The 20,115-nt window shown below is 69.7% G+C and carries 22 protein-coding genes and 1 pseudogene; 10 read left to right on the forward strand and 13 right to left on the reverse strand.

Annotated features, from left to right (window positions below; genetic code table 11):
- Positions 1 to 53 precede the first annotated feature (53 nt).
- Positions 54 to 1,109: a right-handed parallel beta-helix repeat-containing protein gene (locus tag ASG63_RS11280; RefSeq protein WP_156394161.1), complete on the reverse strand. Its 1,056-nt coding sequence runs from the start codon at positions 1,107 to 1,109 to the stop codon at positions 54 to 56.
- 130 nt (positions 1,110 to 1,239) lie between these two features.
- The gene (locus tag ASG63_RS24145) at positions 1,240 to 1,887 is read right to left on the reverse strand and encodes a transglutaminase-like cysteine peptidase (protein ID WP_162248641.1); all 648 of its coding nucleotides are present in this window, start codon (positions 1,885 to 1,887) and stop codon (positions 1,240 to 1,242) included.
- Between the two features lie 71 nt (positions 1,888 to 1,958).
- Here ASG63_RS24145 and ASG63_RS24150 point away from each other — a divergent pair.
- Positions 1,959 to 2,218, forward strand: a pseudogene (locus ASG63_RS24150) (IS481 family transposase); the annotation flags it as partial.
- Positions 2,219 to 2,303: 85 nt separating this feature from the next.
- On the opposite strand, the gene ASG63_RS11285 reads toward ASG63_RS24150, so the two are convergent.
- Positions 2,304 to 4,913 carry a bifunctional diguanylate cyclase/phosphodiesterase gene (locus ASG63_RS11285; RefSeq protein WP_162248642.1) on the reverse strand — a complete coding sequence of 870 codons (2,610 nt, stop codon included), beginning with the start codon at positions 4,911 to 4,913 and terminating at the stop codon, positions 2,304 to 2,306.
- Positions 4,914 to 5,457: 544 nt separating this feature from the next.
- On the opposite strand from ASG63_RS11285, the gene ASG63_RS11290 reads away from it, so the two are divergent.
- Positions 5,458 to 5,739 (forward strand): hypothetical protein, encoded by a 282-nt coding sequence (locus ASG63_RS11290; protein WP_056216088.1) that lies wholly within the window; start codon positions 5,458 to 5,460, stop codon positions 5,737 to 5,739.
- A gap of 109 nt (positions 5,740 to 5,848) precedes the next feature.
- Here ASG63_RS11290 and ASG63_RS11295 read toward each other — a convergent pair whose 3' ends face one another.
- From ASG63_RS11295 to ASG63_RS25235, 4 genes are all read right to left on the reverse strand, one after another.
- On the reverse strand, positions 5,849 to 6,115 hold the full coding sequence (locus ASG63_RS11295; RefSeq protein WP_244479875.1) for a hypothetical protein: 267 nt from the start codon (positions 6,113 to 6,115) through the stop codon (positions 5,849 to 5,851).
- 945 nt (positions 6,116 to 7,060) lie between these two features.
- The gene (locus tag ASG63_RS25225; RefSeq protein ID WP_082514081.1) at positions 7,061 to 7,378 is read right to left on the reverse strand and encodes a hypothetical protein; all 318 of its coding nucleotides are present in this window, start codon (positions 7,376 to 7,378) and stop codon (positions 7,061 to 7,063) included.
- A 53-nt stretch (positions 7,379 to 7,431) separates the two neighbouring features.
- Positions 7,432 to 7,653 (reverse strand): hypothetical protein, encoded by a 222-nt coding sequence (locus ASG63_RS25230; protein WP_056216093.1) that lies wholly within the window; start codon positions 7,651 to 7,653, stop codon positions 7,432 to 7,434.
- Positions 7,654 to 7,714: 61 nt separating this feature from the next.
- Positions 7,715 to 7,921 carry a hypothetical protein gene (locus ASG63_RS25235; RefSeq protein WP_156389756.1) on the reverse strand — a complete coding sequence of 69 codons (207 nt, stop codon included), beginning with the start codon at positions 7,919 to 7,921 and terminating at the stop codon, positions 7,715 to 7,717.
- Positions 7,922 to 8,376: 455 nt separating this feature from the next.
- Here ASG63_RS25235 and ASG63_RS11310 point away from each other — a divergent pair, with 455 nt between their 5' ends.
- Positions 8,377 to 8,556 (forward strand): hypothetical protein, encoded by a 180-nt coding sequence (locus ASG63_RS11310; protein ID WP_056216095.1) that lies wholly within the window; start codon positions 8,377 to 8,379, stop codon positions 8,554 to 8,556.
- Between the two features lie 25 nt (positions 8,557 to 8,581).
- On the opposite strand, the gene ASG63_RS11315 is transcribed toward ASG63_RS11310, so the two are convergent.
- Both ASG63_RS11315 and ASG63_RS11320 read right to left on the reverse strand, forming a co-directional pair.
- Entirely contained in the window at positions 8,582 to 8,764 is a 183-nt protein-coding gene (locus tag ASG63_RS11315; protein ID WP_056216177.1) for a hypothetical protein, read from the reverse strand.
- Between the two features lie 74 nt (positions 8,765 to 8,838).
- Complete coding sequence (locus ASG63_RS11320; protein WP_056216097.1) at positions 8,839 to 9,600, reverse strand: DUF3750 domain-containing protein; 762 nt, start codon at positions 9,598 to 9,600, stop codon at positions 8,839 to 8,841.
- Between the two features lie 161 nt (positions 9,601 to 9,761).
- On the opposite strand from ASG63_RS11320, the gene ASG63_RS11325 reads away from it, so the two are divergent.
- Positions 9,762 to 11,264, forward strand: coding sequence for an NAD(P)/FAD-dependent oxidoreductase (locus ASG63_RS11325; RefSeq protein WP_056216099.1), 1,503 nt, complete (start codon positions 9,762 to 9,764; stop codon positions 11,262 to 11,264).
- A gap of 59 nt (positions 11,265 to 11,323) precedes the next feature.
- Positions 11,324 to 13,228, forward strand: a complete 1,905-nt coding sequence (locus ASG63_RS11330; protein WP_156394163.1) for a hypothetical protein — start codon at positions 11,324 to 11,326, stop codon at positions 13,226 to 13,228.
- 20 nt (positions 13,229 to 13,248) lie between these two features.
- Here ASG63_RS11330 and ASG63_RS11335 read toward each other — a convergent pair whose 3' ends face one another.
- Positions 13,249 to 13,974 carry a YoaK family protein gene (locus tag ASG63_RS11335; protein ID WP_082501400.1) on the reverse strand — a complete coding sequence of 242 codons (726 nt, stop codon included), beginning with the start codon at positions 13,972 to 13,974 and terminating at the stop codon, positions 13,249 to 13,251.
- Between the two features lie 255 nt (positions 13,975 to 14,229).
- Between ASG63_RS11335 and ASG63_RS11340 the strand changes: the two genes are divergently transcribed.
- From ASG63_RS11340 to ASG63_RS11350, 3 genes are all read left to right on the forward strand, one after another.
- Positions 14,230 to 14,481: a hypothetical protein gene (locus ASG63_RS11340; RefSeq protein ID WP_056216104.1), complete on the forward strand. Its 252-nt coding sequence runs from the start codon at positions 14,230 to 14,232 to the stop codon at positions 14,479 to 14,481.
- 71 nt (positions 14,482 to 14,552) lie between these two features.
- The gene (locus tag ASG63_RS11345) at positions 14,553 to 14,840 is read left to right on the forward strand and encodes a hypothetical protein (RefSeq protein WP_443189789.1); all 288 of its coding nucleotides are present in this window, start codon (positions 14,553 to 14,555) and stop codon (positions 14,838 to 14,840) included.
- 379 nt (positions 14,841 to 15,219) lie between these two features.
- Complete coding sequence (locus ASG63_RS11350; protein WP_056216106.1) at positions 15,220 to 15,789, forward strand: hypothetical protein; 570 nt, start codon at positions 15,220 to 15,222, stop codon at positions 15,787 to 15,789.
- 22 nt (positions 15,790 to 15,811) lie between these two features.
- On the opposite strand, the gene ASG63_RS11355 is transcribed toward ASG63_RS11350, so the two are convergent.
- Together ASG63_RS11355 and ASG63_RS11360 are read right to left on the reverse strand one after the other, a co-directional pair.
- Positions 15,812 to 16,603 carry a hypothetical protein gene (locus ASG63_RS11355; protein ID WP_244472698.1) on the reverse strand — a complete coding sequence of 264 codons (792 nt, stop codon included), beginning with the start codon at positions 16,601 to 16,603 and terminating at the stop codon, positions 15,812 to 15,814.
- Entirely contained in the window at positions 16,600 to 16,815 is a 216-nt protein-coding gene (locus ASG63_RS11360; protein WP_056216109.1) for a hypothetical protein, read from the reverse strand. Before ASG63_RS11360 ends, ASG63_RS11355 begins: the two co-directional genes overlap by 4 nt.
- A 444-nt stretch (positions 16,816 to 17,259) precedes the next feature.
- On the opposite strand from ASG63_RS11360, the gene ASG63_RS11365 reads away from it, so the two are divergent.
- Both ASG63_RS11365 and ASG63_RS11370 read left to right on the forward strand, forming a co-directional pair.
- Positions 17,260 to 18,282 (forward strand): helix-turn-helix domain-containing protein, encoded by a 1,023-nt coding sequence (locus ASG63_RS11365; RefSeq protein ID WP_056216111.1) that lies wholly within the window; start codon positions 17,260 to 17,262, stop codon positions 18,280 to 18,282.
- A 70-nt stretch (positions 18,283 to 18,352) separates the two neighbouring features.
- Entirely contained in the window at positions 18,353 to 19,666 is a 1,314-nt protein-coding gene (locus ASG63_RS11370) for an MFS transporter (RefSeq protein ID WP_056216112.1), read from the forward strand.
- Here the strand turns inward: ASG63_RS11370 and ASG63_RS11375 are convergent.
- Positions 19,647 to 20,030 carry a hypothetical protein gene (locus tag ASG63_RS11375; RefSeq protein WP_056216114.1) on the reverse strand — a complete coding sequence of 128 codons (384 nt, stop codon included), beginning with the start codon at positions 20,028 to 20,030 and terminating at the stop codon, positions 19,647 to 19,649. The genes ASG63_RS11370 and ASG63_RS11375 overlap by 20 nt on opposite strands.
- Positions 20,031 to 20,115: the final 85 nt, after the last annotated feature.

Below are 20,115 nucleotides of genomic sequence, written 5' to 3' on the forward strand. Positions count from 1 at the left end.
GGCCCCGGGCCCGGGCGGAGCCGAGCCCACACCGGCGCTCCGGGGACGCCCGATCAGCGCAGCCGGACCTGGTTGTTCGCCAACGTCGCTCCCCGATCCGTCTTGAACAGGGGCGCAACGTTGTTGCGAACAACGACGTCGGTCGATCTCACGCCGGTCTTCGAAGCACGAACTTCGATCCAGTTCCGGATCTTCGGATCCGTCGAAGAAACAATATTTCCCTCAACAAAAACACCAGAAATGCCATACAACGCGATCGCGTTCCAGACGTTAACACTGACCTTATTGTTCGTTACACGAACATTCTGCCAGGAACCATCAAAAATCGTAATGCCCTGCATGTAGTCGCCGGGCCCTACGAACTCGATGATGTTCGAGTCGATCAAGATATTTTGGTATTGCCCTGAATTTGGGGCCGGAAAACCCTGAATACCATCGGCATGGAGCGGGTCTACCTGCGTATGGTACCCGCCTCGGATCCTGTTGGAGACGATCCTCAGATTGTTGGCGCCGAACTCGATCGCATCGTTGCCGAACGCTTCGAAACTGCAACCCTGAACCACTCCGCCATCGCCGGCCACGCTCAGGCAATTGCGAAGGTTGAAGAAGCGGCTTTCCTTCACGGAGACCTGCGGGCCGCGTGCGAACAGGCCGATCGGATAAGGCCGATCGACCCAATCGCGGCTGCTCCAACCCGTGACGCTGTCGGAGGTCGCGAAACTGCACCGTTCGAACAGAATATCCCGCGAACTCGGATCTATCAGCACCAGACCTGGGACGGTCGCTCCGCCCTTCTCTCCTCTGAACGCGAGGTTGCGGAAAACGATCTGATCGGATCCGCGCACCACCGTCGGGCCCAAGACCGCACCGTCTTCACCGGTCAGTTCGAGCCGACCACCTTTCAGAGATTGAAGCGTCAATGGCCCATGGCCACCAGCCATGAGGCGCAGGCGCCGCGTCGTGCCGGCGGGAGCTTGAGCGAGCGCCGCAGCGATCGAGTCGCCCGGCTTGACGATGACCTCCCTGTCGGTCGCCGAGGCGATGCGAGGGAAGCCGGCCGCACCGAGGCCAGCGATCACTTCACGGCGGGACAAGAGCGGAAAAGACACGTTCACCTTGGCTTGCGGGCACCCCCCAGAAGCTTTGTGCAGGCCCCTTCGTCTGTCAAGGCAGACAGTCGAACTCCGGCGCGGACTGGATCGCAGTCGTTCCCTCGCGGCATGCCACCGATCGAATGGCTTAGAGGGGCGCTCCGGCGCTTGCGATGCGGTTCCGATGCGCGGGCTGCGGACGACTCGATGCAGTCTGTGCACGGTGGGCAGGAGAGCTCCCACTCAGGTCGACCCAATAGCGGGGTTTTGCGGCCGACTGCCGCTTCAGCCATGCGTAGCGCACGGTGTTCCAGGGCATGATGGCCGCATTCAGATTGTCGAGGACGTAATCGCCTCTGTTCGTGCGCACCGTCAGAACAAGGTGGCCCTGGCCATCACGCGTCATGACCGTGGCAAGTGAGAGGGCTGAAATTGGAAAACCGCGTCGCGCAAGTTCATCCCGCTTTTGAACCGCATAATCGTTGCAGTTGCCGTATCGGGTTTCCAGTGACCAATGATCACCGTCCTTGGCTGGATTCGGTGCTATACGCGCGTTGACAGCTGCATTGACGCTCCGCATCTCGGCGAGATTATTTGGCGTAAGCTCGATGACGATGGGCGTCTCCTCTGAAGGTGTCGCACACTGGGACTGATACTTCAGACAGAATTTGAGAAACGCCATCGGCGCCAAGGTCGGCTCGCCGTCTGCGATGAAGACCGCCTGCGCGGTTCCGCTCGCTGCGTGTCCGTTGGCCGAGGCCGAAGGGGGCGACAGGGCCACAAACAAGGCCGCCATGACTGTAGAGCGCCGCATAACCACCTCATCCTCGGAGGCGACGCTAAAGGTGAGAGGTTACGAAGAGGTTCGACGACGACCTCTCCGCGCAGCAGCCGAGCCTTCCGCATCCGACCCACTCGTCGCTGCATCGCTGCCTGCCGGATGTCGACAGTGACAAGCCTCAGCGCTCGCGCTTCAAGGCCGACCCGATTCCGCGACCGTCACATCGGCATCGCGCAGGTCAGCCCCGGACAGGGCAAGCTGCATCGGTTCGTGGCCATGGACCGTTGAAGCCCGCTTCGCTTTCCTTGAACAGCACGGACGCGCAACGCAACGGATCGCCGAAGCGTGAAACGCCCGATGAAATGCGTGGCGCGCCGGCGAAGAGCCAGAGCGCATCCCCGTGTCCGGCTCGCTCGGCGAGGCTTCTCCCGCTACCGCGCGACGGGGACAGATGCGGGAAGGCGCCCGAGATCGGAGGGGAATGGGAGCGCGCTTGCCGGGACATCGAACCCGTCTTCTGTGAGCTGCTGCCTGCGTGGGTGGCCTGCAATCACATCGATCTTGGGTACGGTGCCCTCCTCGAGACCACGACCGTCGCCCGCGCATGGCGCTTGATGAAGGTCCGACACGCCCTCTGGGAAATCGCCAGAGGCATGTGCCACGAGGGTCTGTCGTTCACCGCCGCGAAGCCACCTCGTCCCATTCGGGTAGCCAACCGTCTGGCGACGGGAGGGCCGGCCGATCAGGTAGCCCTGGACCGCGTCGCAGCCGATCGCCCGGAGGAGATCGAGTTGCTCGCGGCTCTCCACGCCCTCCGCCAGGGTCGGGATGTTCATGTCGCGGCCCATCTGCGTCACCGCTTTGATGACCGCCAGGGATTGCCGGTCGTCCAGCGCCGCGGCGACGAAGCTGCGATCGATCTTGATCCGGTCGAGGGGAAGATCGCGCAGGTGGGCAAGGGAGGAGTAGCCCGTCCCGAAATCGTCCATCGCGATCTTGACGCCGACCCGGCGCAGAGCGTCCAGGGTATGGGCGATCTGCCGCCCGTCCTCGACAAGCGCCGTCTCCGTGAGTTCGAGTTCGAGCCGGCTCGCAGGCAGGCCGCTCGCGGCCAGGGCTTCGGCGACATGCGTCAGCAGGAGGGGCGAACGGAGCTGGACCGCGGACACGTTGACGGCCAGATGCTGCGCGTCCGGCCAGTTCGCAGCCTCCCGGCAGGCCTGTTCCAGCACCCATTGTCCGATCGGAACGATCAGCCCGGTCTCCTCGGCGAGGGGGATGAACTCATCCGGCGAGACCAGTCCGCGATGCGGATGGTTCCAGCGGATCAGGGCTTCACAGGAGACGATCCGGTCGGTCGTGAGCGACAGGATCGGCTGATAGACGAGATAGAACTGCCGCAGGGCGAGCGCCCCGCGCAGATCGTTCTCGAGATGGCCGCGGGCGGCGATCGCCTCGATCATGCCGGGCTGGTAGCCGACCGCCACCCCGCGGCCCCGGCGCTTGGCTTCGTACAGGGCGATATCGGCCCGCTGCATCAGGTCGCTGGGACTGGTGCTGTCGTCGAGGCCGCACACGCCGATGCTGCAGCCGACGACCACGGTCATGCTCGCGAGGATGTAGGGCTTCTCGATCTCCGCCACGATCCGGTCTGCCAGGGCCTTGGCCGAGGCCGTATCGCCCGCCGTGAGGATCGCGAGTTCGTCGCCGCCGTGCCGGGCGATGAAGTCCGCCTCGCCGATGAGCGCGCGCAGCCGGCCCGCCACCGCGACGAGCAACTGGTCACCGACCGCATGGCCGAAGGTGTCGTTGACGAATTTGAACCGATCGAGATCGAGCAGGAGCAGGGTGGATCGAGCCCCCGTCTGATGCACGGCGAGCATCCGCTCGTTGAGCGCGCGCCGGTTGCACAGACCCGTCAGGGGGTCGTGATAGGCCAGTTGCGAGATCTCCGCCTGGGCGCGCCGGTCCCGGGTCACGTCGTCGTAGGTCAGGACGGCGCCGTCGGCGACGGGCTGGCAGGCGATCGACAGGATCCGGCCGTCGTCGAAGAGGTGCTCGATCCGGGTCTCCTCGTCCTTGCCCATCCAGAGCCAATGGTTGCCCGCCACACGGGCGGTGCGCTCGGCATCCCATCCGTTGGAATCACCCGTGGCCTTGAGAAAGTCCTCGAGGTGCATCCCGACCCGGACGGCGTCCGGAGCCAGATCGAGCATGCCGAGGAGGCGCTGGTTGTAGAGTTCGATGGATCCCTGGGACGAGATCTTCAGGATGCCGTTGGACATGTTTTGGAGCGCCGTCGCCAGGACGTTCAGGTGGGCCTGTTCCTGGGCCTCGAAGCGCCGGGTCGCCGCTAGGGCGACGAAGGCACCCGTGATGAGGATCGCCGCACCGGCGGCGGTCAGGATGCTCAGCGCCACCTGGACGTTCGGGCCGAGCGTCGCGGTGGGTTGCCCCTCCAGCACCGTCCCGGCCAGGGAGGTGAAGTGTGTTCCACACACCGCCAGGACGATGAGCGCGCAGGCGATCGCATCGAAGGGCCGGCGCTCGGGGAGGAGGCGCGCCCCCGCCATCACCCCCGCCCCCAGCAGGTAGGCCAGGGCGTTGGCCGTGTCCGACTGGCTTTGGGTGCAGCCTTCGAGGGCGGACATGCCGGTGATGTGCATCGCGCCGATGCCGAGCCCCGCCACGGCACCCAGGAGGCCCCGGGCCGGGCGACCCTTCGGCAGGGCCGAGAGCGCGAAGGGCACGCCCACCGCCACCACGGCGATCAGGGCGGACGCGATCGTAGTCCCGGAATGGAAGCCCAAGATGACGTCGGTCCGATATCCGAGCATGCCCAGGAAGTGCGTGGTCCAGACTCCGAGCCCGGCGGCGAGGGCCGTGCCCACCAGCCATCGTCCGCGTCGGGTCGCCGGCGCGGCCTCGGCCTTCCGGAGCAGGTGCACCGTCAGCCAGGCACTCAGGGTGCAGATCGTCGCTGCAGCCAGGACGGAGACGACGGCCTGGCTTTCCAGAAGCGTTGCGAGGGTGAGCATCATGGGATGCATTTAGCCCGGGAGACCTTATGTCTTCGTCAAAAGCTTCAGTGAACGCCGCGTTACTCTTGCTTGATGTTATCATGGTCGTCCGCGGCTTTTATCGCGGATTGAAGGCGGCATACTCAGACACGACTTTGTGATTGGGATACTATAGCCTAGTTGTAGAGGACCCCGCCCTTCCCGTTCCTCGATCATCGTCGAGCTCCTGGTTGCCGTGAAGGCCGGCCCGACCGGCGCGCCTCGGGTCTGGAGGGACTGCCGGTTCTCCCGTGCATCCCGCCCCGTCATCTGCTAGAACGAAGGAAGAACATGTGTTGGGGCGGCCACCGGCCCGGTATTGATCCGGGCACGGGCGCTCGGCCCCTCTCCCACGCAGGGTGAAAGGGCCGGAGGGCGCGGACGCTCGGCGCGTTCCGTTTGCCCGGCGAACCCAGCAGGGCGCGGACCGCCCACTCGATCACCGGGGGCGATGGGGTGGCCGGCACGAGGCGGGATCCACACGGGCCGGTCCTCATCACGGATGATACGAGAAGAGGATCCGATCATGGCATTCAAGGCGAAATCGGCGGCCGAGACCAAGGCCGCGGATCTGGCATCCGCCCTCATCCGCATCGCCGACCGCGAGGGCGCGCCCTTGAGCATCGGCGTCGACCAGCTTCGACAGAGCCATCCGCGCCTGACGCCTCTGGCGATCGGGCAGACGTTCCGAAAGCACCGGGACGGTCTCGAGGCCGCCTTGCGGGAACGCGGCTATGCCCTCGTCAACTATGCCGACCAGGGGCCGGGCCGCGGCATGGCGTTCGACATCGACGTCGACGTCGGCTGAGGCGGCCCCCGGTGGCTTGACCCCCGGGCATGAAGAACCCGCCGCGGCCGGAGCCGGGCGGGTCGGTCGGGACTTGTCAAGAACAGGCCTTGCCGAAGGCCGTCAGGCGTCAGCGGCCGCCGGCGCTGCTGTTGGGGACGGCCTGCTCGGGCTTGCCGGCATTTCCACCCGCGGCCGAGTCCGTCGTCGCCGTCTCGGCACCGGTCGCACCCCGGGAGACGGACACGCTCGGGTCGTTGCCCGTGGTGTTCGACTGGCCCTGGATCACGGTGCCGCGCGGCTGGCCGGGGACGGCGCCAGGGGCCGTGGCGGGCTGGGCCAGGGCGGACAGGCTGAAGAGGGAGGCGCTGAGGGCGAGGGCGGCAGTTCTGATCATGGGGTGTCCTGATGGCGAGATTACCAGGGCAACAGTCGGTCCGTCTTCGTCGTTCCCATCGGAACCTGTCGATCGGAACTTGCGAATCGGAACTTGCCAATCAAAACCCGCCGCGGCCGGAGCCGGGCGGGCGCGGTGAGACCTAACGGTTGATCGGGCGTCGACCTCAACGGAGGAATTCGACACGAATCGTGGACGATTCGCAGCAACAATCCAGCAACAGGAACCGAAAAACGCGTCGGAGCTTTCGCAGAACCGGGGAAGGCATTCGACGGACGCCCCCCGCGGATGCTGGCACCGAGGAGGACGTGCGTCGCACCGGCAGCATCCCCGCGATGGATTGGCGTTCCGACCATTGGCGGTCAGGGTCGGCTCGCACGGCCGGGATCTTCGCTGTCGCATGCGAAGATCGCCTTACTCGGGCCCCTGTCCTTTCGAGACCTGTCTCGGATAACAATCGGACGCCGGCGCTGCGCAGATCTTCGCGCGGCATCGCAGATCTCGCAGACCCGTCCGATCGCCTCCTCGCGACGGGCGTTGCCGCGTTCAGCGATAGAGTCGCGCGCCCATCCTGCGCAGGGCGGACGAGCCGGCCGGTCGGTCGATCGGCCCAATGCCCGTCACGCCGGACGATTCCTGACGATGTCCCAGGGCGAAGCCAGAAAAAACACCCGCCACGGCGTGAACCGCGCGGGTGTCAAGGTAACAGCCCCCGGGTTTCGGGAGGCATGAGATAGACGAACGGCCGAGCCGGAATCATCCGATGGATGCGCGAACTCCGTGGGCCGGATGGCGCCTCTCCGGGCGACGCGCCGACGCGGGGTGCCTGCTGTCGGGCATATGCGGGCGGCAGGGCCTCGACCTGGATTGCCGTCGTCACGCCCTATCCGGTGGACGGCGGCCGGGCGTGTCGCCCTTGAACCGGGGCGGCGCCGGGCTGCCCCGCTACTGGTTGCCGATCGAAGGGCCGCCCGCCGCACCACCGGTCCCGGGCGGCCCGCTGGTTGGCGTGCCGCCGATGTTCAGGCCCGGGCTGCTTCCGGGAATGGAATTGGGGCTGGGATTGCCCACGACGTTCGGTGCGGGGCGACCCACGGCGTCGCTGGCCCGCGGCGCGGCGCCCGGAGCCATGGACGGCGTGGTGACCCCGGTATTTCCCGCTCCGCCGGTGGGCGCGAGCGGTTCCGCCGAGGCCGGATGCGTCAGGGGGGAGGCGGACAGGGCAATTGCCAAGGCGGCGGGGGTCAGAAGGGTGCGGGTCATCGGTCCGTCCATGCAGCTACGATCAATCGGCGACCGCCGGTCGTCCCGGAGGTTCAGCCCACCAGCCAATGGGCGGCGAGCATCACGATCGATCCCGCCACCGCAAACCCGAGCAGGGTCACGCTGCTGACCTGATCCACCTGGTCGACGGTGTTTCCGACACGGTGTTCGCGGTTCATCGACGTGCTGTGCGGCCCGGTCCGATTGGCGTCGACGTTGCGGACATCGTTCGTGGTCTGGCGGGGTGTGGCATCGAGATGGGTCAGGGTGGTCATCGAAAAAATCCTGTGAGGGCGAATGATCGCGTCGGGGACGCGGTCCGGTGCGGGCTTCGGCTCAGGAAAACGAGCCGAAGCCCTCGAAGTCGGAAGCCGGCGAGACGCGGGCGCCGGACGGCCTGGACGGTGGGCCGGCCGCAGGCCCGCCGTGCTCGTCGTGAAGCCGCTCGAGGCGCTGGGTCGAGGCGGCGGAACCAGAGTTCTGACCCGCCTCGATCGATGGCCCCGACAGGGCGCGATGGTTGGGCGTGATATGGTTGCGCATGCGGGGAACCCCGTTGGTATGCCACGACTGTCTGAATGTGAGCAGAGAATGTCTCGCAGCGACGGGCGTTCCTTGCCGACGCGCAAGCAAGGAGTCGCAGGCCGCGGCCCGTGCCGAGCCCTTGAACTCGGCGCATCCTCGCCCCGGATCGCCGCCGAAGATGCGCATTCCCGGGCGGGGACGCCGGTGACGCGAGCGACGGACCCAGGAGCCGCTCGTGGCGGCGCCGCGGATCCGGGTGCGCCGACGCACGTCGATCGCGATGCCTCGCCTCCGCGCTGCCGTCGCTGTACCGGGACTGCTCGGGATGGTGTCCCGTGGCCATCCGCGACCCCCGAAGCCGCCCGTGACCCTGGCCCCCGTCGCCCCCTCGGGGCAGCGCTTTCCCGCGGCCGGCCATCATGGCGCCACGAACCCGGCCGAAGCAGCCTGAACGCCACGTCAGGGATGGAACCATGCGCTCCGCTACCGGCCGCCTCTGGACGGTTCTGAAGGCCACGTTGGGAATCGGTCTGCTGGCGGCCCTGTCGCTGTACTCGGCCAGCGTGGTCGACCAGAGGGGACTGAATCCCTTCGCCGCCGCCCTGGCCGAGCCGGCGACGACCGGAACGGTGAAGGCGAGCCTGACGCGCTAGCGGAGATCACCCGCCCCTGCCGGGCCTACATGTTCTCGCCGGCATCCGGACTGACGCCGAGTTGCTCGGCCTCGACGGTGGTGTAGCCCTCCAGCCAGTCCGCGCTCTCCTGCGATCCGGCCGGATAGGGATTGGCGGAGACCGGGAGCCCATCGGTCCGGGCGGTACTGCCTTCCAGCCAGATCTTGTTCGAAGCCACGACGGTCATGAGCACACCTCCCGATGCCATGAAACGGTCCATCGGTCGGATGGTTCGAGGGAGCCCGGTGGGGGCCGAGCCCGTCACCATCCCACGCGACCGAGGGCGGGAAGCTTGAGGGCCGGTCGCCGCAGATCGAGTCCCGCCACGGCACCGAGCAGGTTCACCTCGAGGCCCTCGACCCAAGCCACCGTCAGCCCGAGATAGCCGCCGAGGTTGAGCCGCAGGCCGGTTCGCGACGGCGTCAGGCCGATCCAGCGGCCGTCGTAGGGGAAGTCCTTGCCGATCGCGGTGGCCGGCAGGCTCGCCGCCATCTCGGGCACCGCGCTCATCACGGCGGCCACGAAGGTGTTCGAGTTCGGACCCGGCCAGACCGTGTAATCGCCCGGCTGCGCGTAGCGGTAGGTCCGGATCGTCTCCCGGATGCGCGGGATCATCGCCTCCGCGGTGGGACCGTCGGCGGCCACGATGGTGTCGGGAACGCTTCCGAACCAGCGCCCGTCGGGCACGAAGCGGTCGATCCAGATCGGCTGGCCCCAGGCCGTGTAGTCGAAGCGCTGATAGGCGGAGGCCCCCGCCTCCTTGACGACGATCCAGCTGTGGGTGGCGAGGATGCCGCGCCAACTCACCGTCCGCGCCGAGAAGATCCGGACGATCGCCTCGGGGTGGGTCGCGGCCGGCGGCAGGAGGCCGGTGCTGGACCGGTCGGCGGAGCGCCAGTCCCCGCGGGTCTGGCGGGCGTAGAGGGCGGCGGAGATCGCGATGGGCGCGAGATAGAGGAGGACGAAGGCGAGAGCGGCGATCTTGAGCAAGGCGGTTCCGAACGGCGGGAGGACCGTGCGCATATGGGGCGCCGGGTCGACGGCGGGAGGGCCACCGCGCACCGCGGGACCCCGGGGGCCCTGCGCGCGGAGGCCCCCGGCCCGGCGCGGACAGGGCTTCCTTAACCACTCGCGCGCTATCCCGGAGATGTGTCGTCCTTCGGTTAACTTGACGGTCCTGCCCGATGAGCCACCACTCGGAAACGCTCGTGATCGGGGCGGGACCCGCCGGCCTGACCGCCGCCTATCTGCTGACGAAGGCCGGGCGTTCGGTGACGGTCCTGGAGAAGGATCCGGCCCAGGTCGGCGGCATCAGCCGCACGGTCGCGCATAACGGCTACCTGTTCGATATCGGCGGTCACCGCTTCTTCTCGAAATCGAAGGCCGTGGTGGATCTCTGGGACGAGCTGCTGCCGGACGACTTCATCGAGCGGCCGCGCCTGTCGCGGATCTTCTACAAGGGCAAGTACTACGCCTATCCGCTCAAGGCCTTCGAGGCCCTGCGCAACCTCGGGATCCTGGATAGCACCGCCTGCGTCGCCTCCTACCTCTATGCCCGCGCCCGTCCGATCGCGGAGCCGAAGAGCTTCCACGACTGGGTCCGCAACCGCTTCGGCGAACGTCTGTTCTCGATCTTCTTCAAGACCTACACGGAGAAGGTCTGGGGCATGTCCTGCGACGCCATCTCGGCGGACTGGGCGGCCCAGCGCATCAACGGACTCGATCTCGGGGCTGCGATCCGCGACGCGCTGGTTCGCTCCCTCGGCCTGCGCAGGGCGCCGCGCGCCGGCGAGCCCGTGATCAAGACGCTGATCGAGTCCTTCCGCTATCCCCGCAAGGGGCCGGGCATGATGTGGGAGGCGGCCGCCGCGAAGGTGGCGGCCCAGGGCGGAACGCTGCGCCTCGACCGGGGCGTGGACGGCCTGCACTACGAGGTCCGGACCGGCCTCTGGACCGTGACGGCCAAGGCCGCCGACGGCACCCGCGAGACCTTCACGGCGCGCAACGTCATCTCCTCGGCGCCGCTGCGCGAACTCGTCGGATCGCTTTCGCCCGCGCCGATCAGCACCTTCCAGGCCCGCGCCCTGCAGTACCGGGACTTCCTCACCGTGGCGCTGATCGCGCGTTCGGACCGGAATTTCCCCGACAACTGGATCTACATCCACGATCCGTCCGTGCAGGTCGGGCGCGTGCAGAACTTCCGCTCGTGGTCGCCCGAGATGGTGCCGGACGCGGCGCATACCTGCCTTGGCCTGGAGTATTTCTGCTTCGAGGGCGACGGGCTCTGGGCGCAGTCCGATGCCGACCTCATCGCCCTGGCCAAGCGCGAGATCGGCCAGATCGGGCTGATCCGCTCCGAGGACGTGGTCGACGCCTGCGTCGTGCGTCAGCCCAAGGCCTATCCGGTCTACGACGAGGACTACAAGGCCCACGTCGCCACCATCCGGCGGGACCTCGAACAGGCCTATCCGAGCCTGCACCTCGTCGGGCGCAACGGCATGCACAAGTACAACAACCAGGACCACGCGATGATGACCGCGATGCTCACGGTGGAGAACATCCTCGCCGGGGAGCGCCGCTACGATCCGTGGTGCGTGAACGAGGATGCGGAATACACCGAGGCGGGCGTCTCGGGCGCACAGGACGCCCTGACGAGCGAGCGCATGGTGCCGCGCCGGGCAGCCTGACGATGCGCGCGGCGTCCGGGACCTCCGACCCCCTGGTGGCCGTCCCGGATACCGTCCCCATGCCCGGAGCCGTTCCGCGCTGGGCGGCGGTCCTGCGCCGCTCGGCTTGGCCGGCGCTCGGGATGGCGGGTCTCTATCTCCTGCTGCATCCCTACGAGGGGATCGACGGCGATGCCCGCATCTACGTGGGGCGGGCCCTCGCCGACCTCGATCCGGACGGGGTCGGACGCGACCTCATGTTCACCCATGATGGGCAGTCGCGCTTCAGCCTGTTCCCCGTCGCCTTACGGGCGCTGGTGGGGGCGCTGGGGCCCGGTCCGGCGGCCCTGGCCGTCAGCCTCGTCGGGCTGATCGCCTGGTTCTGCGCCGCATCGGCCCTGGCCGCGGCCCTGGGCGCCGGCCGGCGGCGCTGGGTCGTCCTCGCGGCGATGGCGGTCCTGCCCGCCTCTTACGGCTATCCCGGCATCTTCCGCGTCGGCGAGGCGCTGGCGACGCCCCGGACGCTCGCGGAGGCGGCGGTCCTCGCCGGTCTCGCGGCGAGCCTGTCCGGCCGCCGCGCAGGGGCCCTGGCCTTCATGGCCCTGGGAGGCCTCGTCCACCCGATCATGGGGCTGGCCGGCCTGGCGGTGCTCGTCCTCGCCCTGGTGGCGGAGAACCGGCGCTGGCTGCTGGTCCTGGTCCCGGGTCTCCTCGCCATCCTGGTGGCCGCCCGCCTCGGCGTGCCGCTGTTCGCGCGCCTGCTGCAGCCCGTCGATCCCGCCTTCCTCGAGATCCTGCGCCAGCGCTGTGCCGACCTCTTCCCCACGCTCTGGCCGAGCCAGGCCTGGGGTCCGCCCCTCGTGCAGGCCGCCACGATCCTCGTCGCCGCGACCCGCGTTCCGATCCGGGCTCGGAGGCTCCTCCTGGCCGCGCTCCTGGCGGGCGCCGGCGGGGTGGCGGCCACCACGGTGTTCGAGGAGCAATGGTCGTCGCTCCTGGTGATCCAGGTCCAGCCCTGGCGTTTCCTCTGGGTGACCTCCGTCCTCGGCGCCGCCGCCCTGGGCCTGTGCGCCAGCACCCTCCCGCGTGGGACGCCGGGCGACCGGATCACCCTCGCCCTCCTGGGGCTCGCCTGGGTGTTCTCCACCGACCTGCCCATCGCGGCGGCCGCCGGCCTCCTCGCCGTCGGGGTCCACGCGGCGCTCCGCCAGGACCGGCTGGCGCCGTCGCGCGGCCTGATGCGCGCGACCCTGGGTCTGGTCGGCCTCCTCGTCGCCGGCCGCCTCCTCCTCGAAGCGCTCGCCCTCGGCTGGCTCGCCGCGAACCGGACCGAGGGCGCCCATCTCGGCCTTAGCCTGATCCGAAGTTTCCCGATCGTGCCTTCGCTCGCCTTCGGGGCCGGCCTCGCGTGGCTCGCCGCCGAGCGGTCCCGGGTCGCGCGGCCGGTCCTGGCCGTGGCGCTGGTCATCGCCCTCCTGGGCCTCTGGGACGAGCGCGCGCGGGCGTTCCGGCGGATCGAGGACCGCACCCTGCTGCCCGGTCTCGTCGAGGCCATCGCGCGCCGGCCAGGCGAGGTGCTCTGGCTGGACGGGCGGGCCGAGACCTGGCTGACGCTGGGCCGCCCGAGCTGGATCACCAACCTGCAGGGCGCCAGCATCGTCTTCTCGCGCCCTCTGGCGATGCTGTGGTCCGAGCGGATCGACCGGCTCATCGCCCTCGGCCTCGCCACCGAGGCCCAGCGCAGGCCGTTCGCGCCTCCGGTGCCCCCGCGGGCCGACGACCTGCCGGCCGGTGCGGTCGCGACGCTCTGTGCGGCTGCGGACGGGCCCGCCTGGATCGTGGTGCCCCTGCGGGAGGGCCAGGCGCCGCCGGACGGAGCGCGCGTCTTCCCGCTCGCGGAACCCTATGTGAGACCGATGGCGACGGTCGAGGGCATGGGCTGGCAGCGCGTGACCGCCTACGGGCTGCTCACCTGCCGCGCCTGAGTCCGATCCCACGCCGCGGCTCAATCCCCGCGAAGGAGCACGAGGACCGTGAGCACCGCGATCGGGATGACGAGGCAGCCGAACGAGACGGCGGCGACGCCGAAGGCCCCCGCGAGGGCGCCGACGGCGAAGGCCAGCACCGCGGGCAGCATCCGGCGCATCCGCCCCCGCGCAGCCCCGTCCGGCGGCACGGCGCCCCGCGCCCAGTCGACGAGGTCGATCACCGCCTGGGTGACGTTGACCGTCATCACCGTGGTGGCGGCGAGATGCGCGAGGCCGAGGCGCCCGATGGCGTTCTGGACTCCCATCGCCGCGACGCCGAGCATCCCGACCGTCACCGCCGCCGCGCCATCGGGGGAGCCGAGGGGCGAGAGGGCGAGACCGACGACGCAGAAGGCGGCCAGCAAGGCGATCTCAAGGGCCAGCAGCCAGCGCAGGGGCGCCCGGCCGCGGCGCTCCAGGGCCAGGGCGAGGAGCCGGGTGGCCGCGACCGCCCCCACGAAGGCCGGCAGGGCGAGGAGCTTGGCGACCACGCCGGTCGAGGTCGAGACGAGTTCGGCCCCCAGCAGCACGAAGTTGCCGGTCACGTGGGCGGTGAACAGGCCCGTCAGGGCGATGAAGGCGGCCGCGTCGACGAAGCCGGCCACGAAGGCGAGACCGATCCCGGCGGCGAGGTCCGTGTCGATGCGGAGGGGGCCCGACCGGCGCGTGCGGGAACGCTCGTTCGAAGAGGAGATCGGTGCCATCCGGTGCGTCTGCTGAGGATCCAGGGTGGAGGGATGTCGAATCGGCCGACCCCCCATGCGCCGCCGGTTCTCGCCGAACCCGCGGCGAAACGGAAGCATCGGGGTACGGGATCATGGTCGGAGGATTTGAGCCTGCGTGCTTCGACCCGTGACCCTCCTCGCGGAACGGGGTGGAATCCTTCGAAGAGGCCAAAGAAAGCTTACGACGACCGCAGAAGTCCCTGAACCGCTGGCGGGGCCGTTCGTTGTGTCGGCATGACCCATGCTGCAACTGATCCCGCCCCCGCCGAGTCCCGAATCGCGGACGCGCGCCACCGTGAACTCGCGACCGAGCACCTCCTGTTCGGAACGATCCGGTTCCTGGCCCAGGAACATCCTGACCTGCTCAAGAGCCTGGAGGCGAGCGTCGACCACCTCTGGGACAAGGCCGACGACGACACCCGGGACGACGAGGCCGTGCGCGAGGTCGCACGCCGCTTCCTCAAGAGCCTGCGGGCCGAGCGCTGATCCTCCGGCCGCGCGGCCCCGGCCCGAACGTCCGTGCCACGCGTCCGTTCTCAACGCGACAGGAGGTCCTCATGGCGCACAATGCGATGATGGCCACAGCCATCCGACGCACCACGCTCTCCGCCACCCTCGTTCTGGGCCTCGGCGGCGGCGCGCTGGCCCGGGGCGGCAGCGGCGGCGACGGCCTGTCGCCCTACGCCGCCCTGAGCGGCAACGACCGCTCGGCCGGCGTGAACAACGGCAACTACCGCGATCCCGCCCTCGACCCGTATCTGGGCGCCTACGAGGGCCGCTACGATCGGCCGGTTCGCGCGCGCCCTCGCCCGAGCCGGCAGCCCTATGACGGCACGCCGTACTGACACGGCACGCCCTGTCGACCGGTGCGGAGGGAGCGGCGCCGAGGGGGTCCGAGGCTCTCCGTCCCGAGAGGATCGGATCGGAAGGGTCCGTCTGCGGCACGCTCCCATGGGACGAGCGGCGCCAGACCCGGAATCCGCCGGCGCCCATGCCCTGCCGGAGGTAGAGCGGGTCCGGTCCGATCGAATGGGAAACGCGCCGGTTGGCGGCAGGCGGCCGTATCTGCGTGGCGACGATCGACTCGCGGTTTCGCCTCCTCGTCCATGCGGGCACAGGCGCGGGCGGGCCGACGCATTCCGTCCGCGGCTGACGCAACCGATCCCGGGCCGGGAACTTGCGTTCTTGCCGCGACGGCCGCGCCTCGGCCACCAGGAGTGCCCCATGGATACCCCCGCCCTGCCGCCATCCGCGTTCGACGCCCCCGCCATCCTTCTGTCGGGGACGGTCGACCAGGAGATGTACCGGGATTTCCGCCGCCAGCTCGACGCGGTCGGCGACCGAACCCTCGTGGTGGTCGAGCTGACGACGCTCGGCGGCGATCCCGAGGTCGCCCGGATGATGGGCGAGGACATCCGCTTCAAAACCGGCCTGCTGACGGATCGCCGGTTCGTCTTCCTCGGCAAGGCCGCGATCTACTCGGCCGGGACCACCTTCATGAGCTTCTTCGCCCGGTCGAACCGCTATCTCACCCGGGGCACGCGGCTGATGATCCACGAGCGCAAGCTCGACAAGCAGGTGGTCCTCAACGGACCGCTCACGACCTGCATCGCCAGCGTGAAGGCCGCCCTGCACGAGATCGAATGCTCCATCGCGATCCAGAACGAGGGCTTCGCCAACCTCATCCGGGGCTCGCAGGTGACCCTGGACACGGTGCTGCAGCGGGCTCCCGAGAACTGGTACATCGAGGCGGGCGAGGCGCGGGAACTGGACCTGATCGAGGGGATCCTCTGAGCGGCCAGGGCCGCCCGGCCCGTCAGCCCGTCCCGTCGACCGGCAGGCGCTCCGGTGCGGCCTCCTCGGCGCGATCCGCCGGGAAGGCGGTGCGCAGGAGCGCCACCTGCCGGCTCAGCGCCCGCTCGCCAGCCTCGCGGCCACATTTCTCCACGTGGACCCCGCGGTTGACGACCTGAAGGTTCGGGGCACCCCAGAAGCCGAGCAGCGTCGGCCAGGGATCGTCCCGGTGCTCCCGCCAGACGCGGTAGAGGGGCACGCGATGATCGACCTCGGCGGTCTTGAACAACCGCTTGCCCGAGGCGGCGCAGCGGTGGCGCTGATGCGCCTTCAGAACCTTCACCTGGTCGCTGGGCGCCACCCAGAGCTTCCAGGCGGCGACACAGGCCGCGTGCCAGCGCGCATTCTTGTTCGGGACGCCCGCCCCCCAGAGATCCCGGTGCCAACCGAAGCGGAAGACCGGCTGCCCGCAGATGCAGCAATGGCCCTTGCCGCGCGCATGGGCCGGCTCCCGGAAGGGCGAGGGCGGCATCCGGAAGGTGGCGGCGAGGCCGGATCCCTTCTCGGTGCCGAGACGCCAGGTCCAGCCCTCGGGATGGCCCGAGCGGGTGGCGAGGGCCCGCGCCAGCCGGTCCGCGCGCAGGAGATGCGCACGCCAGTAGCTCTCCACCGCGAGGCGCGGCGTCGGCGGGATCAGCGGGCGCGACAGGGCGTGCCGCAGGACGGGGGCCGGGAAGATTCCCGGCAGGGCGCGGTCGAGGCGCGCGCGCGCGGCGACGTTCCGCTCGGCCCGCCACTCCGATGCGGCGCTCACGCCTGAACGAGGCTGTCGTCGGCGGGCGCGGGCGTGGCGACCGGCGCCGGGCGTCCCGCGACCGCATCCGCGAGGCGGTTCAGGCGTCGACCCAGATCGATGACCTCGTTCAAGGCAATGGATTTCTCGCCATTCTTGACGGCACGGGTGATATCGCTGAGTTGCAGCTTGGAAATACGAAGCAACTCGGCGGCAAGCTGGTCTCTGGTCATCGTGCGGATCGCGGAGTTTGGTGGGCGGCGGGGTTCGCGAGAGTTAGGGCGTAACGGTTACCGAGGCGTTGCCGTGCGGGGGCGGCGGCCCCGGAGAAGGTCTTATCCTGGTCGCCGATCGCAGCGCGTCCGATTGCTTGCGTGTCGGGCGCGGCGGCAGCCTCGACGGCCTCGACGATGGTATGTCGTGATCCGCCATCCTGGAAACTGAGGCGGAACGCTTTATTGTCCTGGGCCGACGGCGCTGGCACCAAGAAGCCTTTGCCGCCGCGCCGGCAGCGCGCTCAACTGGGATGGCGCGCCCTCATACTGATCTCTTGCATCGATCACAGAACCGTGAGTTGTCTCGCGCGTTCGGAACGCCCATCCCGGGGGGTGTGAGAATGGGTCGATTGGGATTTGTCCGATGGGCCCTCTGATCCATCCGGTCGGGTTCAGTCAGACGTGTCGCTTCCGTCGTTTGCCTTTTCCACCCAGGAGGTCGGTGCGGAGTTCGCATTCGAGGCATATCGCGACCTCTATGCCGGCGGCGCCGATGTCGCACGGATCGGCCCGGATTTCTCCGCGCAGGTGCAGGCCTACCGGCTGGATCGGATGATCCTGTTCAAGCGCCAGCTGAACGGGCTTCAGCACAGCCGATCCCCGCAGCGGGTGCGCCGGGACGGCTTCGACCATATCACGCTCCACCTGCTCCTCGAGGGCGACCTCCTGGCTGGCCCGCCCGGGCACGAGCGCCGCGTCCGACCGGGGGAGATCCTGGTCTGCGACAACACGCTGCCGCACCAGAGCCGGGCGCACCGCGTGCGGCAGATCTCGACGCCGGTGGCGCGCGAGCTCATCGAGCCCCTGGTCCCCGACCTGCGCAAATTCCATGGGGCGATCCTTCCGGAGACCGTGGGCGGCCTCGTGGCCGATTTCATCGTGTCCCTGACCCGCCGCTCGGAGACCCTCGACGGTTCGGTGGTCTCGCGGTCGAGCGCGGTCCTCGGCATGCTGCTGGCCGCCGCGCTGCGCGGCCATGCCGCCCCCACCGAGGCGATCGTCTGGGCCGCCGTCCACGATGGCCCCGACGACGCCGCCCGCCGCCGCGAGGCCGAGGCCCACGTGGAGCGGCACCTCGCGGATCGCGACCTCAGCGCCGAGACCATCGCGGCGGAACTCGGGATCTCGCGGAGTCGCCTCTACCGGGCCTTCCTGCCGGATGGCGGGGTCGCGCGCTTCGTGCAGCAGCGCCGCCTGGAACGGGTGCGCGATGCCCTCCGGCGCCAGGGCGAAACGCGCTCGATCGCCACCCTCGCCTACGCCTACGGCTTTGCCAGCGAGCAGCATTTCAACCGCGCCTTCCGGACGGCGTTCGGCCGCCCACCCGGACAGTTCCGGACCCATATCCAGCAGCTGCGCGGCGACCCGCATGCCCGGGGCGATCGATCCTGGCCCCTCGCGGCCTGGCACAGCGAGCTCTACTGATGCCCCTCAACTCCGGCGTGCGTCGGCCTCCTCGCGCGTCGCGGACCGCCCCTCGCGCGTCGCGGACCGTATGAGCGAGACCGCCGGACGGCGCCCGCTCACGGCTCCGGCACGCAGGGTCCTGGGGTTCGGCCCCCTGGTCCTGCTCATCCTGGCGCAGCTCTCGGCGGCCAGCGACCGGTTCCTGATCACCCTCGTGACGACCCCGGTGAAGCAGGACCTCGCCCTCAGCGACGCCCAGCTCGGCCTGCTCCACGGCTCGGCCTTCGTCATCCTGTACGCGCTGACCATGCCGCTTTTCGGCAGCTTGGCGGATCGGGGGCACCAGCGCACGATCCTGCTCGCCAGCATCGGCCTCTGGACCCTGGCGACCCTCGGATTCGGACTCGCGGGCTCCTTCGCGGTGCTGTTCCTCAGCCGGTTCGTCCTCGGACTGGGACAGGCCGGTCTCGCGCCGGCCTCGCTGTCGCTCATCGCCCACGGCTCCGAGCAGGGCCGCATGGCCCGGAACGTGTCGCTGTACACGGCGGGAGGCAGCCTCGGGCAGAGCTTCGCCCTGCTCGCCGGCGGTGCGGTCCTGGCCTGGCTCGTCCTGCGCGGCGGCCTGGCGTTTCCCGGCCTCGACCCGCTGCCGCCCTGGCGCGCCCTGTTCCTGCTCGCCTGCCTGCCCAACCTCGTGCTGATCCTCGGCGCGGTGGCCGTCCGGCTTCCGCGGGCGCCACCCGCCGCCAGGGCGGGGCTGAACCCCGCCTGGGCGTGGATCCTGCGGCGGCGGCGGATCTACCTGCCCCACTTCGCGGCCGCGGCCTGCGCCGTCCTGATGGGTCGGACCCTGGCCGCCTGGGGGCCGACCCTCTACGTGCGAAACCACGGCATGAGCCCCGCGGAGAGCGGCGTGGTTCTGGGCGGCCTGCTGCTGATCGGCGGTCCGCTCGGCCATCTGTCCGCAGGCCTGCTCCTGGACCGGGTGGCGCGGGCGCGCCGGCGTGCGGCCGCCTCGCGCCTGCTCGGTCTCGGCCTGATGGCGGCCCTGCCGCCCGCGATCGTGATGGCGGTGGCCGCCGACCGGACGCTCTCGCTCGCCGCCTTCACCCTCCTCACGGCCGTGATCGGGTTCACCGCCCCCCCCGCCGTGACGGGGGTGCAGCTCCTCACGCCCGTCAGCCTCCGCGGGCGGGTCAGCGCCCTCTTCATCGCCGCCGTGACCCTGACGGCCTCGGGTACCGGGCCGCCCCTCCTGGGGTTCCTGGCCGACACCGTCTTCGGCGCCGAACACCTCGGACGAGCCCTGATGGTGCTGTACGGCCTCGTGGGCGTCCCCGGGATCCTCCTGGCCTTTCGGGCGGCCCGGATGGGCCGTCCACTCACCGGCGCAGGGCGCTGAGCCAGGACGAAACCGGATCGAGGACGTCGCTGGCGACGGAGGCGGCCCAGGCGCGCGCCCGCTCGGTCAGGGCGGGACGTCGGGCCGGCTCGCCCGCGCGCGCCTCGCGCGATCCGGCATCGACCTCCGTCATCGCCGCGGCCACGAAGGCATCTTCCTGGGCCTGGCAGGCATCGAGGGCGTTGCGCTGGGAGCCGGCGCGGCTCTGCGTCCGCGGCTGCTGCGCGAACGCGTCCCGCACGCAGGCGTGCCAGGTCTGTTCGAGGGCGGCGAGCCCGGCCTCGGACCGGCCAGGCACCTGCGCCGTCGCCGCCTGTGGCGCGAGGCTGATCAGCAGGAAGGCGGAGCGGACGGTCATCGACATGGAGGGGAGTATGGCCGTCCGGCCCGTCGCGGCCTAGAACAAAAGCGCAACACCCGGGGAGCCGCGATCGTCCGTCCGCCGGATT

The sequence above is a fragment of the Methylobacterium sp. Leaf94 genome (assembly GCF_001426045.1).
Lineage (GTDB): Bacteria > Pseudomonadota > Alphaproteobacteria > Rhizobiales > Beijerinckiaceae > Methylobacterium.

Excerpts from the sequence above, each read along its gene's own strand:
- ASG63_RS24145 (WP_162248641.1), bottom strand. The coding sequence starts at position 1,887 with ATGGCGGCCTTGTTTGTGGCCCTGTCGCCCCCTTCGGCCTCGGCCAAC.
- ASG63_RS11285 (WP_162248642.1), bottom strand. The coding sequence starts at position 4,913 with ATGATGCTCACCCTCGCAACGCTTCTGGAAAGCCAGGCCGTCGTCTCC.
- ASG63_RS11290 (WP_056216088.1), top strand. The coding sequence starts at position 5,458 with ATGGCATTCAAGGCGAAATCGGCGGCCGAGACCAAGGCCGCGGATCTG.
- ASG63_RS11295 (WP_244479875.1), bottom strand. The coding sequence starts at position 6,115 with ATGATCAGAACTGCCGCCCTCGCCCTCAGCGCCTCCCTCTTCAGCCTG.
- ASG63_RS25225 (WP_082514081.1), bottom strand. The coding sequence starts at position 7,378 with ATGACCCGCACCCTTCTGACCCCCGCCGCCTTGGCAATTGCCCTGTCC.
- ASG63_RS25230 (WP_056216093.1), bottom strand. The coding sequence starts at position 7,653 with ATGACCACCCTGACCCATCTCGATGCCACACCCCGCCAGACCACGAAC.
- ASG63_RS25235 (WP_156389756.1), bottom strand. The coding sequence starts at position 7,921 with ATGCGCAACCATATCACGCCCAACCATCGCGCCCTGTCGGGGCCATCG.
- ASG63_RS11310 (WP_056216095.1), top strand. The coding sequence starts at position 8,377 with ATGCGCTCCGCTACCGGCCGCCTCTGGACGGTTCTGAAGGCCACGTTG.
- ASG63_RS11315 (WP_056216177.1), bottom strand. The coding sequence starts at position 8,764 with ATGACCGTCGTGGCTTCGAACAAGATCTGGCTGGAAGGCAGTACCGCC.
- ASG63_RS11320 (WP_056216097.1), bottom strand. The coding sequence starts at position 9,600 with ATGCGCACGGTCCTCCCGCCGTTCGGAACCGCCTTGCTCAAGATCGCC.
- ASG63_RS11325 (WP_056216099.1), top strand. The coding sequence starts at position 9,762 with ATGAGCCACCACTCGGAAACGCTCGTGATCGGGGCGGGACCCGCCGGC.
- ASG63_RS11330 (WP_156394163.1), top strand. The coding sequence starts at position 11,324 with ATGCCCGGAGCCGTTCCGCGCTGGGCGGCGGTCCTGCGCCGCTCGGCT.
- ASG63_RS11335 (WP_082501400.1), bottom strand. The coding sequence starts at position 13,974 with ATGGCACCGATCTCCTCTTCGAACGAGCGTTCCCGCACGCGCCGGTCG.
- ASG63_RS11340 (WP_056216104.1), top strand. The coding sequence starts at position 14,230 with ATGACCCATGCTGCAACTGATCCCGCCCCCGCCGAGTCCCGAATCGCG.
- ASG63_RS11345 (WP_443189789.1), top strand. The coding sequence starts at position 14,553 with ATGGCGCACAATGCGATGATGGCCACAGCCATCCGACGCACCACGCTC.
- ASG63_RS11350 (WP_056216106.1), top strand. The coding sequence starts at position 15,220 with ATGGATACCCCCGCCCTGCCGCCATCCGCGTTCGACGCCCCCGCCATC.
- ASG63_RS11360 (WP_056216109.1), bottom strand. The coding sequence starts at position 16,815 with ATGACCAGAGACCAGCTTGCCGCCGAGTTGCTTCGTATTTCCAAGCTG.
- ASG63_RS11370 (WP_056216112.1), top strand. The coding sequence starts at position 18,353 with ATGAGCGAGACCGCCGGACGGCGCCCGCTCACGGCTCCGGCACGCAGG.
- ASG63_RS11375 (WP_056216114.1), bottom strand. The coding sequence starts at position 20,030 with ATGTCGATGACCGTCCGCTCCGCCTTCCTGCTGATCAGCCTCGCGCCA.